The sequence below is a fragment of the Nocardia sp. NPDC050799 genome, assembly GCF_040654015.1.
GTDB lineage: Bacteria > Actinomycetota > Actinomycetes > Mycobacteriales > Mycobacteriaceae > Nocardia.
The window spans coordinates 100153-115893 of record NZ_JBFAHF010000003.1 but is presented as its reverse complement, the minus strand read 5'-3'; the positions used below and the strand labels follow the sequence as shown (position 1 = coordinate 115893).

Annotated in this window: 16 protein-coding genes and 2 pseudogenes; 13 read left to right on the top strand and 5 right to left on the bottom strand. The window is 68.6% G+C overall.

Features of this window, described 5'->3' with window-relative positions:
• Positions 1 to 29: 29 nt before the first annotated feature.
• Positions 30 to 722: a class I SAM-dependent methyltransferase gene (locus AB0H42_RS04745; protein ID WP_357049843.1), complete on the bottom strand. Its 693-nt coding sequence runs from the start codon at positions 720 to 722 to the stop codon at positions 30 to 32.
• 163 nt (positions 723 to 885) lie between these two features.
• Positions 886 to 1936: pseudogene (locus AB0H42_RS04740) on the bottom strand (hypothetical protein).
• Positions 1937 to 2095: 159 nt separating this feature from the next.
• On the opposite strand from AB0H42_RS04740, the gene AB0H42_RS04735 reads away from it, so the two are divergent.
• Complete coding sequence (locus AB0H42_RS04735; RefSeq protein WP_357049841.1) at positions 2096 to 4066, top strand: TPM domain-containing protein; 1971 nt, start codon at positions 2096 to 2098, stop codon at positions 4064 to 4066.
• A 105-nt stretch (positions 4067 to 4171) separates the two neighbouring features.
• Here AB0H42_RS04735 and AB0H42_RS04730 read toward each other — a convergent pair whose 3' ends face one another.
• Entirely contained in the window at positions 4172 to 5302 is a 1131-nt protein-coding gene (locus tag AB0H42_RS04730) for an alkaline phosphatase family protein (protein WP_357049838.1), read from the bottom strand.
• Between the two features lie 340 nt (positions 5303 to 5642).
• On the opposite strand from AB0H42_RS04730, the pseudogene AB0H42_RS04725 reads away from it, so the two are divergent.
• Positions 5643 to 7028: pseudogene (locus AB0H42_RS04725) on the top strand (MFS transporter); the annotation flags it as partial.
• Between the two features lie 72 nt (positions 7029 to 7100).
• Positions 7101 to 8147 (top strand): carboxypeptidase regulatory-like domain-containing protein, encoded by a 1047-nt coding sequence (locus tag AB0H42_RS04720; protein ID WP_357050213.1) that lies wholly within the window; start codon positions 7101 to 7103, stop codon positions 8145 to 8147.
• A gap of 174 nt (positions 8148 to 8321) precedes the next feature.
• On the opposite strand, the gene AB0H42_RS04715 is transcribed toward AB0H42_RS04720, so the two are convergent.
• A complete protein-coding gene (locus AB0H42_RS04715; RefSeq protein WP_357049835.1) occupies positions 8322 to 8729 on the bottom strand; it encodes a hypothetical protein in 408 nt (135 codons plus the stop codon).
• Between the two features lie 255 nt (positions 8730 to 8984).
• On the opposite strand from AB0H42_RS04715, the gene rpsH reads away from it, so the two are divergent.
• From rpsH to map, 9 genes are all read left to right on the top strand, one after another.
• Positions 8985 to 9383, top strand: coding sequence for a 30S ribosomal protein S8 (gene rpsH, locus AB0H42_RS04710; RefSeq protein WP_014981717.1), 399 nt, complete (start codon positions 8985 to 8987; stop codon positions 9381 to 9383).
• 15 nt (positions 9384 to 9398) lie between these two features.
• Positions 9399 to 9935: a 50S ribosomal protein L6 gene (gene rplF, locus AB0H42_RS04705; RefSeq protein ID WP_357049832.1), complete on the top strand. Its 537-nt coding sequence runs from the start codon at positions 9399 to 9401 to the stop codon at positions 9933 to 9935.
• Positions 9936 to 9937: 2 nt separating this feature from the next.
• On the top strand, positions 9938 to 10345 hold the full coding sequence (rplR, locus tag AB0H42_RS04700; RefSeq protein WP_357049829.1) for a 50S ribosomal protein L18: 408 nt from the start codon (positions 9938 to 9940) through the stop codon (positions 10343 to 10345).
• Positions 10346 to 10391: 46 nt separating this feature from the next.
• A complete protein-coding gene (gene rpsE / locus AB0H42_RS04695; protein ID WP_357049826.1) occupies positions 10392 to 11039 on the top strand; it encodes a 30S ribosomal protein S5 in 648 nt (215 codons plus the stop codon).
• 2 nt (positions 11040 to 11041) lie between these two features.
• Positions 11042 to 11221 carry a 50S ribosomal protein L30 gene (gene rpmD / locus AB0H42_RS04690; protein ID WP_265802553.1) on the top strand — a complete coding sequence of 60 codons (180 nt, stop codon included), beginning with the start codon at positions 11042 to 11044 and terminating at the stop codon, positions 11219 to 11221.
• A gap of 1 nt (position 11222) precedes the next feature.
• Complete coding sequence (gene rplO / locus AB0H42_RS04685) at positions 11223 to 11666, top strand: 50S ribosomal protein L15 (RefSeq protein WP_357049823.1); 444 nt, start codon at positions 11223 to 11225, stop codon at positions 11664 to 11666.
• Positions 11667 to 11832: 166 nt separating this feature from the next.
• Complete coding sequence (secY, locus tag AB0H42_RS04680) at positions 11833 to 13155, top strand: preprotein translocase subunit SecY (protein ID WP_357049820.1); 1323 nt, start codon at positions 11833 to 11835, stop codon at positions 13153 to 13155.
• Positions 13152 to 13712, top strand: coding sequence for an adenylate kinase (locus AB0H42_RS04675; RefSeq protein WP_357049817.1), 561 nt, complete (start codon positions 13152 to 13154; stop codon positions 13710 to 13712). Before secY ends, AB0H42_RS04675 begins: the two co-directional genes overlap by 4 nt.
• Positions 13713 to 13764: 52 nt before the next feature.
• Positions 13765 to 14565: a type I methionyl aminopeptidase gene (map, locus tag AB0H42_RS04670; protein ID WP_357049814.1), complete on the top strand. Its 801-nt coding sequence runs from the start codon at positions 13765 to 13767 to the stop codon at positions 14563 to 14565.
• Between the two features lie 106 nt (positions 14566 to 14671).
• On the opposite strand, the gene dtd is transcribed toward map, so the two are convergent.
• A complete protein-coding gene (gene dtd / locus AB0H42_RS04665; RefSeq protein ID WP_357049811.1) occupies positions 14672 to 15115 on the bottom strand; it encodes a D-aminoacyl-tRNA deacylase in 444 nt (147 codons plus the stop codon).
• Positions 15116 to 15417: 302 nt separating this feature from the next.
• On the opposite strand from dtd, the gene AB0H42_RS04660 reads away from it, so the two are divergent.
• Entirely contained in the window at positions 15418 to 15738 is a 321-nt protein-coding gene (locus AB0H42_RS04660; RefSeq protein WP_357049808.1) for a hypothetical protein, read from the top strand.
• The last annotated feature ends 3 nt before the right edge of the window (positions 15739 to 15741 follow it).

The following is a 15741-nucleotide window of genomic DNA, read 5'->3' as shown; positions in this document are numbered from 1 at the left end:
TCCGGCGCATATGTTCGGGGCGGGCTCGATCAGATCCAGACCGACGCCATCGTGAACGGATGTCCGCGCAGGTGCGCCCACTTGGGTTTCGCGGCGATCCAGGAATCGTCGATCGAACTCTCGGCGAGTTCGGCCAGTTGCCATCCGGCCGCGATCCCGGCCGACACATGGTCGCCGAAGGTGTGCAGGTGGGTGGATATGGCCAGGGGTTCGCCGTCGGAGCCGGTGTAGTGGGTGGGCATACCGGTGACCATCATGAACTGTGGATGGTAGCTGACCAGGACGAATACTCCGCCGGGCGCGGCCAGTCTGCGCGCTTCGGTGTAGAACGGCGCGAGATCGGGCAGATGTTCGTCGATCAGCGAGGAGATCACGAGATCGTAGGCGGCGCCGGGGAATCCGGTATCGCGGACATCGCCGTGCGTCAGTGCGGTGTGGACACCGCGCCGGCGGGCGCGTCGCAGCATGCCTTCGCTGAGGTCGATGCCGTCGATCTGTGCGGTGCCGCGCTCGCGCAGCCAGGCCGCGGTGCGGCCGGTGCCGCAACCCAGGTCGGCTGCCCGCCGCACCCGCGGCCACGCCGGCCGGCGCAGGCGGTCGAGCAGCGTGAGGTCCATATCGTTGAGCACGGTCTGGTCGTAGGTGGGTGCCCAGCCGTCGTAGCCGGTGGCGACATCGACTGTTCGGTAGTGGCGACGGTCGAAATCGGCGAAGGTCGGCATGGCCTCATCGTGCGGGGCCGCCCGGCGTGCGCGCAACGGATTTCCGGCCCACGACAACGAAGCCGGCGCCACGACTCGGCGCGGCGGAGCCCGTCGGGGCCGACTGTGCCGCTCGCCGGGGGGCCGGCCGGGCTCGGCCGGAACGCCGGGCTCCGCCCCGGCGTCAGGCGAAGTGGGATTTGTAGATCTGGCCGTGCACGCCGACGGTAAGGTCCACCACTTGGGACACGGTGAAATCCGCCGCAGCGGAGAGGTAGGCGTACGCGGTGGCGCGATCCATACCCTTCTCCTGTTCCAGGAAATCCAGCGCGTTGACGACCGCCCGCCGCATGGCGACGTTCAGATCGCTGGACTGGCCTTTCTGTGAACCGTCCGGGGAGAATGCCACCCCCATCATGCCCATGAAGGGGGGGCAGCGGGAACCGGGCCTTCGCCTCTCCGAAGGGCATGACGCCGAGCCCCTCCTCGATGGCGGTGAAGGTGGAGACATTGCCGTAGTCGCGCGGGTCGCCGGTGGGCCGGCGGTCGGTGCTGATCGGCGGCATGACCTCGCCGAATGAGATACCGGCCGGCGCCTCGCCGTTCGCCGTCCGGGCCAGCGCGCCTTTGCCGTGCCGGCTCGATACGACGCCGTACGGCACCCGGGGAACCGCGCCGAGAGTTTCGATCTTCAGCACGTCGCCCGGCTGCGCGCCTTCCACGAACACCGGGCCGGTGACGATATGCGGGCCGTCCTTGTCGAAATCGCGGGGTGTGCGGTCGTAGCCTTCGGCGATGGCGATCGCGTCGGCGAGCACCTCGCGTTTCGCGACCCCCTTCGCACCGAAGTACTCCACCGGATCGCGGCCCTGGTCCTCCAGGATCCCCTCGTGCGAAACGGCATCGATGGTGACGGTCTCACCCGATTTCATCCGTAGCACCTCCGTGCTGTGAATATTCGGCACGTAGCCCCACAGCACCTGGTCCACTTCGGACCGCAGGTAGTGGTCGCCGGGGATATCACCCTCACCCGGTTGCAGGATCGGCACGCCGCCGCTGAACGGCAGGGCCGGAGACGAAGTGGCGACCGTGTTCGCCGTGCTGTCCGCGGTACAGGCCGTCGCGGTGGCCGCGGCTCCGACAGCGCCGACCGCCGCGGCCGCGCGGAGAAAACCCCGCCTGCCCAGGCCGCGCGTCAGGGTTTCGGCTGCTTCGTGCGCGAGTGGATCGGCCAGGGGTACCTCCGGAACTGTCTGGTCGGACGTCCGGAAGTTATCGAGACAAGATCTCGCCGGTGTTTCTTATTCGTATCGGTGGCCGTACACCGCGAAACGGCGGCAGACCGCACACCGAGACCACCGGCCCGCGGACCCGCGCACGCTACATTCGGTGATATGCCGACCTCGAACAACCCGCTGCGCCGGATCGCGTGGTTCGTGCTCGGCCTCGTGTGCGTCACCGCGGTGGCGGCGCCGGGCGCGGCGGCGGAGCAGCCCACCCGGATGGACACCTACGTCACCGATTCGGCCGGTGCGCTCGCCGCCGGTGACGCCCAGCGCGTGCGCGCGGCGGTCGATACCCTCTATGCCGATCACAAGGTGCGGCTCTGGGTCGCCTATGTGAACGATTTCGCCGGGGACAGCCCACAGGACTGGGCCACGCAGACCGCGCGGGAATCCGGCTTCGGCAACCGGGACCTGCTGCTGGCGGTGGCCACCCGGGATCGCGCCTACGCCTTCGACGGGGAGCGTCCGGCCGGGGTCAGCGAATCCGAGGTCGACCGGCTGCTCACCGACCGGGTCGAACCCGCGCTGCGCGACAGCCGGTGGGCCGACGCGGGCGTCGCCGCGGCCCAGGGGATCGGCTCGGCAATGAGCGGGGGCGGGGTGAGTACGGGTCCGGTGCTGTTCATCGGCGCGCTCATCGTGCTCGCCCTGGCAGGTCTGCTGCTGTATCAGCGCTACCGGCGCCGGGCCCGGGACCGGGCCGGACTCGAACAGGCCCGGCAGGCCGATCCCACCGACCCCGCCGCCCTCGCGGCGCTACCGCTCGCGGCGCTGCACGCGCGGTCGCGGGAGATCCTCGTCGAACTCGACAACGCCGTACGAACCAGTGCCGAGGAATTGGACTTGGCCGTCGGGGAATTCGGCGAGCCGGCGGTGCTGCCCTTCCGCACCGCGCTGGAGAACGCGCGAGCTGCCACGGCGAAGGCCTTCACAATCCGACAGCGGCTCGACGACGCCGTCCCGGAGACACCGGACGAACAGCGCACACTGCTGATCGATCTGGTCACCACCGCCGGTCACGCCGACCGCGAACTCGACGCTCGCGTCGCCGAGTTCGACGCGATGCGCGATCTGCTCATCGATGCCGGGCCCCGGCTGGACGCGCTGACCCGCGATATCGTCGACCTCACCGGCCGTATCCCGGCAGCGGAAGCCGAACTGGCCCGGCTCGCGGGCGCCCATCCGGCCAGTGTGCTCGCGCCGATCGCCGACAACGTCACCATGGCCCGGGAACGGATCGCCTTCGCCGACGACTGCGTCGACGACGGTCGCCGGGAAATCGCCCGGCCCGTAGGTGAACAGGGCGGGGCGGTCGCCGATATCCGGGCGGCCGAGGGAGCGATCGGTCAGGCCCGCACCCTGCTCGATGCCGTGGACGGCGCGGCGGCCCATATCCAGCAGGCGCGGGCGGGCCTGCCCGCCGTCCTCGACGAGTTGCGCGGCGATCTCGATGCCGCCGCCGACCTCACCGAACACGGCGGCCCGGACCTGGCGGCGGCCGTCGCCGCCGCCCGGACCGTGCTGGCGCGTGCGGACACCGCCGCCGCGGCCGACCCGCTCGGTGTCTACCACGACGCGATCGTCACCGACGGGGACCTGGATCGCGCGCTGGCCGCGGCCGGGAACCGGAAGACGGCCGCCGCGGACCTGGCGCGCCGGCTGGATCAGGCGCTCGGCGACGCGGCCACCCGGGTCCGGATGGCCACCGATTTCATCGCCACCCGCCGGGGCGCGATGGACGCGATGCCGCGCACCCGGCTGTCGGAGGCCCAGCGACACCTCGACGAGGCGCAGCGGTTGCGCACCGCGGACCCGGCCGCCGCGCTCGATCATGCGCGCAGGTCCGCCGATCTCGGCGGTCGCGCACTGCAGGAAGCGCAGGCCGGGGTGCAGACCTGGGAGGTCCGGCGGCCGCCGTCGGGCGGGGCGCAGGCCGGCGCGATCCTGGGCGGCATTCTCATCGACAGCATGCTGCGCGGCGGGATGGGCGGCGGGCACGGTCACCGCGGCGGGTACCGGGCGGGGTCGTTCGGCGGGTCGGGCGGATCGCGGCGGATCAGCCGCGGCGGACGTTTCTGACGCGAGTTCCCGCCCGCGGCCAGGGCGCGGGTGAAGGCGCGCTCGCCGCAGCCCGGGCGGCACTGTCGCGGGTCGGTGTAATCGGTTCGCGCCGATCCGCCGGACTCAGCGCGACACGATGAGCGGTACCAGTTGTTCGTCCGGTGTCCGGGCGCCGTGGTGGCCGGCCATCGCCGACTCCAGCGGTTCGTGCTCCGGTCGCACCAGCACGGTGCGACCCTCCGCGACGGCGAGGAGATCCCCGATCCGGTCGGCGATCACTCGAGTGGGGGGCGTGGGGCCGAACCAGTGCTCGTCCAGCGCCTGCTCACGGGTCACCACCTGGGCGTGTCCGGACAGCTGCGCACGCCAGGTCGCCAGCGCGTCGGCTCGCGCGGCGGCGCGTTCGAGGTAGACGTGGCGGACCCGGGCCTCGCCCGCGATCAGGGCTACGTCGCGGTGCAGCACCTCGGAGGCGTCGAGGTCGACCGCGTGGTCCGCGTGAATCATCCCGTGATCGCCCGTGACCAGCAGGGTGCAGGTGCCGGGCAGTTCGCCGAGCAGTTCGGCCGCGAACGCGTCGATATTCCGCAGGACCGCCAGGGCCTCGGGTGATTCGGGGCCGTGCAGGTGACCGGTCGAGTCGAGGTCGGGGAAGTAGGCGTAGGCGAATCGTGACCCCGTACCCGGATGACGGGCGACCGCCAGGATTCCGGCGCGGACTTCGTCGAGCGTGGTGGCGGGGTGCAGGATTCCCGACGCGCGGAACGAGGCCCGGGTCAGTCCGGAGCGCACCTGATACTCCGGGACCACATAGTGCACCTCCACACCGCGCGCGGCGAGGTCCTGCAGGCGACTCGGGCGCGGTTGCGCCGATTCGGGCGGGTAGGTCTCGCGCGCGTCGTCGCCGGTCGCGGAGTCGAATCGCCAGCGCAGGGGGTTGAACAGCCGTATACCGTCGGCGGCGGGCACCGCGAAGCTGTAGCCGATGATGCCGTGCGTCGCGCAGGGCGCGCCGAGCGCCAGGCTGGTGAGGCTGGTCGCGGTGGTCGCCGGGAAACCGGCGGTGAGCGTGGTGGTCAGGTGCGTCGCCAGCGTGGGGGCGAGGTCACGGTGGCGCGCGAGTAGTTCGGCGCCCAGACCGTCGATCAGCAGCAACACGACGTCCCGGTTGGGGACGAGGCCGAGTGGGCCGGGCGAATCCGGCTCGAACGACGCGGCGATGGAGGGGAGGATATCGGCGAGCGTGTACTGCACAGGTTCCCATGGTGCAGTACCAGGGCGCGCCAGGAGCGAATCCACGGGAAGATCGGCTGTGGCACCGGCGTCCTGCCCCTGCCCCCTGCCGCCGCGCTCGTCGCGATGCGGGTCGATCAGGGTCGACGCGATCGACCGGCGGCGATTCTCATGGTCTGTCGAGCGTGCGGGAAGCCGTGTCTCGGCAGGCCGCCGGGCGGCGTGACTCGGTAGCGGCTTCTGCTCCCCTGCGACCCGGACAGTGCGGAATGTTCACACGGGCGAATTGGTTGGATTGCATCATGCATGTTATGTGTACTATGCACATCGGCTGGACTTTCGCATATCGAGGAGCATGCTCGTGACCAAACCCGAACCCGTCGTCCGCCCCGCGGCGGTACTGGCGGTGCTCGCATACGCCGGGATCGTGGCGTCGTTGACGCAGACCCTGGTGATGCCGTTGCTCGGGCAGCTACCGGAGATCTTGGACACCGAACCCTCGAACGCGACCTGGGTGGTGACCGCGAGCCTGCTGGCCGGCGCGGTGACGACCCCGGTCGCGGGCCGGCTCGGTGATCTGCTCGGTAAGCGGCCCGTGCTGGTGGGATCGGTGGTCCCGCTCGTCATCGGCTCGGTGATCTGTGCCGTGTCCTCTTCGCTGTGGCCGATGCTTATCGGCCGCGGTCTGCAGGGGATGGGCGTGGGCCTGATCCCGGTCGGGATCGCCGCCCTACGTGATCTCCTGCCGCCCGCCAAACTCGGCTCGGGTATCGCGCTGATCAGTTCCTCGCTCGGCGTCGGTGGCGCGCTCGGGCTCCCGCTGGCCGCCGCGGTCGTCGAATACAGCAGCTGGCGGTACCTGTTCTGGGGCGTCGCCGCGCTGGCGGCGGTGGCCGGTGCGCTGATCTTCGCGGTGGTGCCGGCGACGCCGCCGCGGGCCGAACGCGGCCGGTTCGACGGTCTGGGCGCGCTAGGTCTGGGCGCTGCCCTGGTCTGCCTGCTGCTGGCCGTATCGAAGGGCGCGAGCTGGGGCTGGACCAGCATCACGACGATCTCCCTGTTCGCCGCCGCCGTGGTGGTGCTGCTGCTGTGGGGCATGTGGGAGCTGCGCTCGCGTGATCCGCTGGTCGACCTGCGCGTCACCGCCCGCCCCCGGGTACTGCTGACCAACGCCGCCTCGATCGTCATCGGTATGTCGATGTTCGCGCAGGCTCTGATCTTCCCGCAGCTGCTGCAGCTGCCGGAGGCCACCGGCTACGGCCTGGGCCAGTCGATGGTCGCCATGGGCCTGTGGATGGCGCCCGGTGGTCTGATGATGATGCTGTCCTCGCCGCTCAGCGCGAAACTGTCCGCGCTGGCCGGGCCCAAGGTGACGCTGATCCTCGGCGCGATCATCATCGCGGCCGGATACGGCGCCTCGGTGCCCCTCATGGGCGAGCCCTGGGGCCTGATGGTCGGCGCGATCATCATCAGCCTCGGCGTGGGCTTCGCCTACGGCGCCATGCCCGCCCTGATCATGAGCGCGGTGCCGATCACCGAGACCTCGGCCGCCAACAGCTTCAACACCCTCATGCGCTCGATCGGTACCTCGGTGGCGTCGGCGGCCATCGGCGCGGTGCTGGCCGAGATGAGCACCACCTTCGCCGGGGGGATCTCGGTGCCCACCGAGAACGGTTTCAAGGTCGGCATCCTGATCGGGTGCGGTGTCGCCGCGGCGGCCGCGGTCATCGCACTGACCATCCCCACCGCCAAACGCGCCGCGGCGGCTGCGGTCGCGGGTGCACAGCCCGGGACCGAGAAGCCCGAAACCGTGCACGCGATGGCCCAGGCAGTGCCCGCGGCTCCGGCCGGTCTCTCGGTGGAAGCCGAGCGGGTTGTCGACGATGCCGAGGCGGCCCGGCCCGAGGCCAGCGGTTCGGCACCCACCGCGGCCCCGCGGCCTGCGGCTCCCGAACCGGCGCCGGCGGCCTTCGCCACGGCGGAAACCGACGCGAACACCTCGGCCGGAACTGCGCCGCAGCCGAGCGGAAGCGGTTCCATCCTGTTCGGCCGGGTGTACGACGCGCGGGGTGTCGCCGTGATCGGCGCTACTCTGACGCTGATCTCGCCGTCGGGCCGGCAGCTGGGCCGGGCCCTGGCCGGGCAGGACGGTTTCTACGAGATCGCGGCCCCGGCTCCCGGTACGTATGTGCTGATCGCCTCGGCCGAGGGGCGTCGCCCCGACGCGTCCACCGCGATCCTGGGCAGCAACCCGGTCTCCTACGACGTCACCCTCACCACGCTCGCCGGCCTCACCGGCACGGTCGCGCGTACCGGCGACGGCGCCCCGGTGTCCGGCGCCACCGTCACCGCTCTGGACATGCGCGGTGAGGTGCTGGCCGCCGCGGAATCCGACGTCACCGGCGGATTCGACCTCGCGGGCCTGCCCGAAGGCGAGTTCACCGTCGCGGTCAGCGCGTTCGGTTACCACCCGACCGCGGTGTCGGCGCGGGTGAGCAGCCGGGACACCGCACTGCTCGAGGTGCTGCTGCGCCCGGGTGTGCGGGTGGGGGGCGTGGTGCGCGGCGGCGGCCGGCCGCTGGCGCAGGCCCGGGTCACCCTGACCGATTCCCTCGGCAATGTGATCGGGACAGTGGCCACGGACGCGGACGGATCCTATGCGTTCGGGAACCTGGACGAGGGCACCTACACGGTCGTGGCGACCGGGTACGCGCCGTCCACGGCCCAGGTGCACGTCGGCGAGCACGACGTGGACGGCCTCGATATGGACCTGCGGGCGGAGCCGCTCCCCGAGCTGGCCGGATCCGGCGATATGGAATCCGAGCAATTCGGCGAGCTGCCGGAGGTGCACAAGAGTTCCTGGTGAGCTCCGGTACGGAGGCAGAGTGAACCAGGGCCCCGGAGCAGCTGCTCCGGGGCCCTGGTTGCTTCGTCACCACCGGATGAGCTCGGCGAGCTTCCGTAGTTGATCACCGATTGCGGGTGGTTGTACCCGGGACGCGCACCGCCGAACTGCGGCGCGCGTATGCCGAGTCTTTCCCTACCGGTCGCCGCCCTTCCCGTCGAGGGCGACCGTGATCAGGTTCACGATCTGCTGCTGGCCGGCAGTCAGCATGTCGAACTTGCTCCGCATCTCCAGGGTCAACGTGTCGACCCGGCCGTTCAGCTGTCCGAGTTCGCCCCGAATCTCCGTGATATCGCCCCGGATCTCCGTGATGTCGCCCCGGATATCGGCGATATCGGACCTGGTCGCGTTGTGTAGACGCATGTTCTGCTCGCGGAACTCGCGTAACTCGATCCGGAGCTCCGAAGTGTCGCGATCCGCCCCGCCCGCAAGCACCCGAGCCGCAGCCGCATCCTTCTCACTGCGCTGCAATCGGTGCTTGAGATCTCCCACTTCACTCTCGAGGGCCGAGAGCCGGTCCTCGAAGGTCCCCTTCTCCGTCATAACGGCCAGATTACCTGGTCGGGGCATTGTTCCGGGGCCCTGATTTTGTCGTACTCGAGCCAGCTCCTACACTAGAGCGGTTGCCAGGGCACTTCTGTGTCCATGGGCGGCCCCCGCGTGGGCCCCCGGGCGATACGAACTCATCCGGCGGTGACTGCCGTCCGGACCAGCCGAATTGCTGTAGGCCCACGGCCCGCGCCCACTGGCGTGGGTGTTGTATGGGAACCGCAGCGAGAAAGGTGTCGAGGTCGAACCATGACCATGACCGATCCGATCGCAGACTTTCTGACTCGTCTGCGCAACGCCAATTCGGCGTACCACGATCAGGTGAAGGCTCCGCATTCGAAGCTCAAGGCGAATATCGCCGAGATCCTGAAGCGCGAGGGCTATATCGCCGATTACCGCACCGAGGACGCGACCGTGGGCAAGAGCCTCGTCGTCGACCTCAAGTACGGCCCCAGCCGTGAGCGCAGCCTGCAGGGCCTGCGCCGGGTGTCGAAGCCGGGTCTGCGCGTGTACGCGAAATCCACCAACCTGCCCAAGGTCCTGGGCGGCCTCGGCGTGGCGATCATCTCCACGTCGACCGGCCTGCTCACCGACCGCCAGGCGGCCAAGCAGGGAGTGGGCGGGGAAGTCCTCGCCTACGTCTGGTAAGGGGAGGTACGGACAATGTCGCGTATCGGTAAAGATCCCGTCGCGGTTCCCGCGGGCGTGGAAGTGACCATCAACGGCCAGGACGTCGCGGTGAAGGGCCCCAAGGGCCGGCTGTCGCTGACCATCGCCGAGCCGATCAGTGTCGCGCAGGAAGACGGCCGCCTGGTGGTCTCCCGCCCGGACGACGAACGTCGCAGCCGCTCGCTGCACGGCCTGACCCGGACCCTGATCGCCAATATGGTCCTCGGTGTCACCCAGGGCTACGAGAAGAAGATGGAAATCTTCGGCGTCGGCTACCGCGTGCAGCAGAAGGGCAGCAACCTCGAGTTCGCCCTCGGCTACAGCCACCCGGTGCCGATCGAGGCGCCCGAGGGCATCACCTTCGCGGTGGAATCGCCCACCAAGTTCTCCGTATCCGGGATCGACAAGCAGAAGGTCGGCCAGATTTCGGCGGTCATCCACGGACTGCGCAAGCCCGACCCGTACAAGGGCAAGGGCATCCGCTACGCCGGCGAGGTCGTTCGCCGCAAGGTCGGAAAGACGGGTAAGTGATCATGGCGCAAACCGAGAATCAGAAGGCCAAGCGCATTCCGCTGGGCAAGGATGCTTCCACTCGCCGGCGGCTGTCCAAGACGCGTCGCCACTTCCGCCTGCGCAAGAAGATCGAGGGCACCACCGCGCGTCCGCGGCTGATCGTGCATCGCTCCGCGCGGCATCTGCACGTGCAGCTCGTCGACGACTCCGCCGGTCGCACCCTCGCTTCGGCGTCGACCATCGAGGCCGACGTGCGCGCGCTGGAAGGCGATAAGACCGCCAAGGGCAAGAAGGTCGGCGAACTGATCGCCGAGCGTGCCAAGGCCGCCGGTGTGGAGGCCGTGGTGTTCGACCGCGGTGGCCACGACTACCACGGCCGGATCGCGGCGCTCGCCGATGCCGCTAGGGAAGGCGGGTTGAAGTTCTGATGACCAACATGACTGCACATACCTGTGTAAACGGAAGGAACGTCTGATGCCGGGACGTCAGCGGCGTGACGGCGGAAACGGACCCGCCGGACAGAGCTCCAATGCCCCCGACGGGGGTCGCGACAACCGCCGGGGCGGCGACCGCCGTGGTGGTGGCGACCGCCGTAACGACCCCGCCGAGAAGAACCAGCTCGAGCGCGTCGTAGCCATCAACCGTGTCTCCAAGGTGGTCAAGGGTGGTCGGCGCTTCAGCTTCACCGCCCTGGTCATCGTGGGTGACGGCAACGGCCTGGTCGGTGTCGGCTACGGCAAGGCCAAGGAAGTTCCCGCGGCCATCCAGAAGGGTGTCGAGGAAGCGCGCAAGGGCTTCTTCCGCGTCCCGATGATCGGCTCCACCATCACCCACCCGGTGCAGGGCGAAGCGGCGGCCGGTGTGGTCATGCTGCGCCCGGCCTCCCCGGGTACCGGTGTGATCGCCGGTGGCGCCGCGCGTGCCGTGCTGGAATGCGCGGGCATCCACGACATCCTGGCCAAGTCGCTCGGTAGCGACAATGCGATCAACGTCGTGCACGCGACCGTTGCCGCCCTCAAGATGCTGCAGCGTCCCGAAGAGGTCGCGGCCCGTCGTGGTCTGCCGCTCGAGGACGTTGCTCCCGCGGGCATGCTGCGTGCCCGTGCCGGACAAGGAGTCTGACGATGGCAGATCTCAAGGTGACCCAGATCAAGAGTTCGATCGGCGCCAAGCAGAATCAGCGGGACAGCCTGCGCACCCTCGGTCTGCGGGGCATCCGCAAGTCGGTGGTCCGTGAGGACACTGCCCAGAACCGTGGGCTGATCAATGTCGTGCGCCACCTCGTAACAGTTGAGGAGGTCTGACATGACCATCAAATTGCATCACCTGCGTCCCGCTCCGGGCGCGAAGACCGATAAGACCCGCGTGGGTCGCGGTGAGGGTTCCAAGGGTAAGACCGCGGGTCGCGGCACCAAGGGCACCAAGGCGCGTAAGAACGTGCCGGCCGCGTTCGAGGGTGGGCAGATGCCCCTCCACATGCGGCTGCCGAAGCTCAAGGGCTTCACCAACCCGTTCCGGGTCGAATATCAGGTCGTGAACGTGGGCGCCATTGCCGAACTGTTCCCCGAAGGGGGCACCGTCGGTAAGGACGAGCTGGTCGCCAAGGGCGCTGTGCGCAAGAACCAGCTGGTCAAGGTGCTGGGCGAGGGCGATATCTCCGTCGCCGTCCAGGTCAGCGCGGATAAGTTCTCCGGCTCCGCCAAGGAGAAGATCACCGCCGCCGGTGGCACCGCCACCGAACTGGGCTGACGTTCGCCGGTTTCGACGACAGGGCGCCGGACGAGTGCAGGCTCGTCCGGCGTCACTGTTAGAGTTCAAGTGTTGTCTGCCAAGACCCGTCATGGGTTCGGCGATTTCCGACCGGGACACGCTGAAAAATTCCATGGCCTGACCATGTCGTTCGCCAGGAGGATCTGTGCTTTCCGCCTTCGTTACGGCCTTCCGGACTACGGACTTGCGGCGGAAGATTCTCTTCACGCTGGGGCTGGTCGCGTTGTACCGCCTCGGTGCCGCGCTACCGTCGCCCGGGGTCGACTACAGGGCGGTCCAGGAATGTATCGACCTGGTCTCCGGTGGTGACTCGGCCGGCATCTACCAGCTCATCAACCTGTTCTCCGGTGGTGCGCTGCTGCAGCTGTCGGTGTTCGCCATCGGCATCATGCCCTACATCACAGCGAGCATCATCGTTCAGCTGCTGACCGTCGTCATCCCGCGGTTCGAGGAACTGCGCAAGGAAGGCCAAGCCGGCCAGACCAAGATGACGCAGTACACCCGCTACCTGTCGATCGCGCTCGCGATCCTGCAGGCCACCGGCCTGGTGGCGCTGGCCGCGCGCGGCCAGCTGCTGCAGGGCTGCCAGCAGGACATCCTGGCCGACACCAGTATCTTCGGGATGATCACCATCGTCCTGGTGATGACCGCCGGTGCCGCCCTGGTGATGTGGTTCGGTGAGCAGATCACCGAACGCGGCGTCGGCAACGGTATGTCGCTGCTGATCTTCGCCGGTATCGCCGCCCGGATCCCGACCGAGGGCAAATCGATCCTGGACAGCCGCGGCGGCCTCGTCTTCGGCCTCGTCTGTGTAGCCGCGCTGCTCATCATCGTGGCCGTCATCTTCGTCGAACAGGGCCAGCGCCGGATTCCGGTGCAGTACGCCAAACGCGTGGTCGGGCGAAAGATGTACGGCGGTTCGTCGACCTACCTGCCGCTGAAGGTGAACCAGGCCGGCGTCATCCCGGTCATCTTCGCGTCCTCGCTGCTGTACCTGCCGAACCTGATCGCCCAGCTCACCGGGTCCACCTCGGCCACCGATCCCAGCTGGTGGCAGGAGGCGATCCAGAAGTACCTGGTGAACCCCGGCAACCCGGTGTACATCGCGATCTACTTCGGCCTTATCGTCTTCTTCACCTACTTCTACGTCGCCATCACCTTCAACCCGGAGGAACGCGCCGACGAGATGAAGAAGTTCGGCGGCTTCATCCCGGGCTACCGCCCCGGTAAGCCGACGGCCGATCACCTGACCTATGTGCTGAGCCGGATCACCCTGCCCGGCTCTATCTACCTCGGTCTGGTCGCTGTACTGCCGAATCTGTTCCTCGATATCGGCTCGTCCGGTGGGGCACAGAATCTGCCGTTCGGTGGCACCGCCGTGCTCATCATGGTGAGCGTCGGCCTGGACACCGTGAAGCAGATCGAAAGCCAACTCATGAATCGCAATTACGAAGGGTTCCTCAAGTGAGAGTTGTACTACTCGGGCCGCCGGGAGCGGGCAAGGGCACTCAGGCCGTGCTGCTATCGGAAAAGCTGGGGGTACCACACATCTCTACAGGTGACCTCTTCCGCGCGAACATCAGCGAGCAGACGCCGCTCGGTCTCGAAGCGAAGCGCTACATGGACGCGGGCGAACTCGTGCCCAGCGATGTGACCAACCGTATGGTCCGGTCCCGGGTGGCCGAGCCGGACGCCGCGCGCGGATTCGTGCTCGACGGCTATCCCCGCACCGTCGATCAGGCCGATGCGCTCGCCAAGATCCTCGACGATCTGGGCAGCGAACTGGACGCGGTGCTGTGCTTCGTGGTCTCCGAGGACACGGTGGTCGATCGGATGCTGGCCCGGGGCCGCTCGGACGACAACGAGGAAACCATCCGCACCCGGCTGCGGATCTACCGGGACGAGACACAGCCGCTGCTGAACTACTACGACGGCCTGGTCGTCTCGGTGGACGGCGTCGGTGAGGTCGACAAGGTGAACGCGCGGGCCCTGGAGGCACTGGGTCGTAATGCCACGACCGGTTAGGCCGGGCCGCGGGTGCGGCGACAATCCTTCGGCGATGGGGAGCTGACCCGATATGGTCTTCGGTCGAAAGAGCAAGAAGGTCGTTCCATTCCGCTCCGCCGGTGAGCTCGACGCGATGGCGGCGGCGGGCGCCGTCGTGGGTCGCGCGCTCGTCGCGGTACGCGCGGCCGCCGCACCCGGGGTCTCCACGCTCGAACTGGACCGGATCGCCGAACAGGTGATCCGGGACGCCGGCGCGGTGCCGTCGTTCAAGGGCTACCACGGCTTTCCCGCCTCCATCTGCGCCTCGGTGAACGACCGCGTGGTACACGGGATCCCGACCGAGGCCGAGGTGCTCGCCCCCGGCGATCTGGTGTCCATCGACTGTGGCGCGGTGCTGGACGGCTGGCACGGTGACTCCGCGTGGACGTTCGGCGTGGGTGACCTGATCGAGGCCGACCGGCTGCTCAGCGAGGCATGCGAGAAGTCCATGGTGGCCGGTATCGCGGCCATGGTCCCGGACAACCGGCTCACCGATGTCTCGCACGCGATCGAAATCGGCACCCGGGCGGCGGAAACCGAACACGGCCGCTCGTACGGCATCGTCGACGGTTACGGCGGGCACGGGATCGGCCGGGAAATGCATCTCGACCCGTTCCTGCCGAACGAAGGCGAGCCGGGGAAGGGCCCGCGGCTGGTGGTCGGTTCGGTCCTGGCCATCGAACCGATGCTGACCCTGGGTACCCACGACACCAAGGTGCTCGACGACGACTGGACCGTGGTGACCACCGACGGGTCACGCGCGGCGCACTGGGAGCACACCGTCGCGGTGACCGAGGACGGACCGCGGATTCTCACGTTGCGCCCGGAATAGCCGGCGAGCACAAGAGGTCGCCACCGCCGATCACCGCGGAGGACTTCGATAGCGCGGCTGCGCACCGGATCTCTCGATCGTTGCCCGACGGTGTTCTCCGCCGAGATCAGACCTCCAGCATGACCGTTACCGGGCCGTCGTTGGTGAGCTCCACCTCCATATGCGCCCCGAAGCGGCCCCCGGCCACCGTGGCACCGGACTCTCGGAGGGTTTCGGCGAGGAGATGGACCAGTGGTTCGGCGAGCGGACCCGGTGCCGCCGCGGACCACGACGGACGCCGGCCTTTACGGGTGTCGGCGTAGAGCGTGAACTGGCTGACCACCAGGATCGGCGCGCCGAGATCGGCGGCGCTGCGTTCGCCTTCGAGAATGCGCAGGCGCCAGATCTTTTCGGCCAGCGCCCGGGCGGTGGCCTCGTCGTCGGTGTGGGTGACGCCGATCAGCGCGAGCAGGCCGTGGCGGATCCCGGTGGCCGACGGGGCGATCCGGCCGACCACTTCGCCGTCGACGGTCACCTGAGCGGAGGTCACACGCTGTAGCAGGGCTCGCATACCGCTCGATCTTGCCGTCGCACCATGTCGGCGCGGTATTCGGGCCAGGTCTCTTTCCCCGGTCGGGGAAGCCGGAGAGTGCGTATAGCGCGATCTGCCGGAATATTCTCCACGCAGTTCACTGTGCGGGCGACTACGCGGCACCGCTCGATTTCTCTCCGCGACAGGACATCCCTGTTCGCAATCGCTGGAAAAGCCCCTGTTCACGTCCGTGTCATACCGGATTCGCTCCCGGCTGCCATGGTCGAGTCGATGGATTCGGCCGGGGTGGGGGAGGTCCGGCCCGCGGGAGGAGTGGACAGATGGGCGACAGGGTCGATTACAACGATGAAGCCTTTCGCGCGGCCGCCGAGCGCACCGGTGGAGTGCGGGACCGGATCAACGGGGTGATCTCGAGTCTCGAATCCAAGATCAATGGTCGCGGGGAGCCCTGGGGCAGCGATTCGCTCGGTCAGTCCTTCGCCGTCGGCCAGGACGGCAACGGCTATGTGCCGTCGAAGAAGAACCTCCTCGACAGCGCCGGCAATGTGTCCGGCACCATGGGGCAATTCCATGACGGCCAGGTCGAGAGTGCCGACTACCTGCAGGACATGGAAGACGGCAACCGCGACGGCCTACGTTGAGCC

Excerpts from the sequence above, each read along its gene's own strand:
- AB0H42_RS04720 (WP_357050213.1), top strand. The coding sequence starts at position 7,101 with ATGGCCCAGGCAGTGCCCGCGGCTCCGGCCGGTCTCTCGGTGGAAGCC.
- rplO (WP_357049823.1), top strand. The coding sequence starts at position 11,223 with ATGACCATCAAATTGCATCACCTGCGTCCCGCTCCGGGCGCGAAGACC.
- rpsH (WP_014981717.1), top strand. The coding sequence starts at position 8,985 with ATGACCATGACCGATCCGATCGCAGACTTTCTGACTCGTCTGCGCAAC.
- rplF (WP_357049832.1), top strand. The coding sequence starts at position 9,399 with ATGTCGCGTATCGGTAAAGATCCCGTCGCGGTTCCCGCGGGCGTGGAA.
- map (WP_357049814.1), top strand. The coding sequence starts at position 13,765 with ATGGTCTTCGGTCGAAAGAGCAAGAAGGTCGTTCCATTCCGCTCCGCC.
- rpmD (WP_265802553.1), top strand. The coding sequence starts at position 11,042 with ATGGCAGATCTCAAGGTGACCCAGATCAAGAGTTCGATCGGCGCCAAG.
- AB0H42_RS04745 (WP_357049843.1), bottom strand. The coding sequence starts at position 722 with ATGCCGACCTTCGCCGATTTCGACCGTCGCCACTACCGAACAGTCGAT.
- AB0H42_RS04660 (WP_357049808.1), top strand. The coding sequence starts at position 15,418 with ATGGGCGACAGGGTCGATTACAACGATGAAGCCTTTCGCGCGGCCGCC.
- dtd (WP_357049811.1), bottom strand. The coding sequence starts at position 15,115 with ATGCGAGCCCTGCTACAGCGTGTGACCTCCGCTCAGGTGACCGTCGAC.
- AB0H42_RS04715 (WP_357049835.1), bottom strand. The coding sequence starts at position 8,729 with ATGACGGAGAAGGGGACCTTCGAGGACCGGCTCTCGGCCCTCGAGAGT.
- AB0H42_RS04735 (WP_357049841.1), top strand. The coding sequence starts at position 2,096 with ATGCCGACCTCGAACAACCCGCTGCGCCGGATCGCGTGGTTCGTGCTC.
- rpsE (WP_357049826.1), top strand. The coding sequence starts at position 10,392 with ATGCCGGGACGTCAGCGGCGTGACGGCGGAAACGGACCCGCCGGACAG.
- rplR (WP_357049829.1), top strand. The coding sequence starts at position 9,938 with ATGGCGCAAACCGAGAATCAGAAGGCCAAGCGCATTCCGCTGGGCAAG.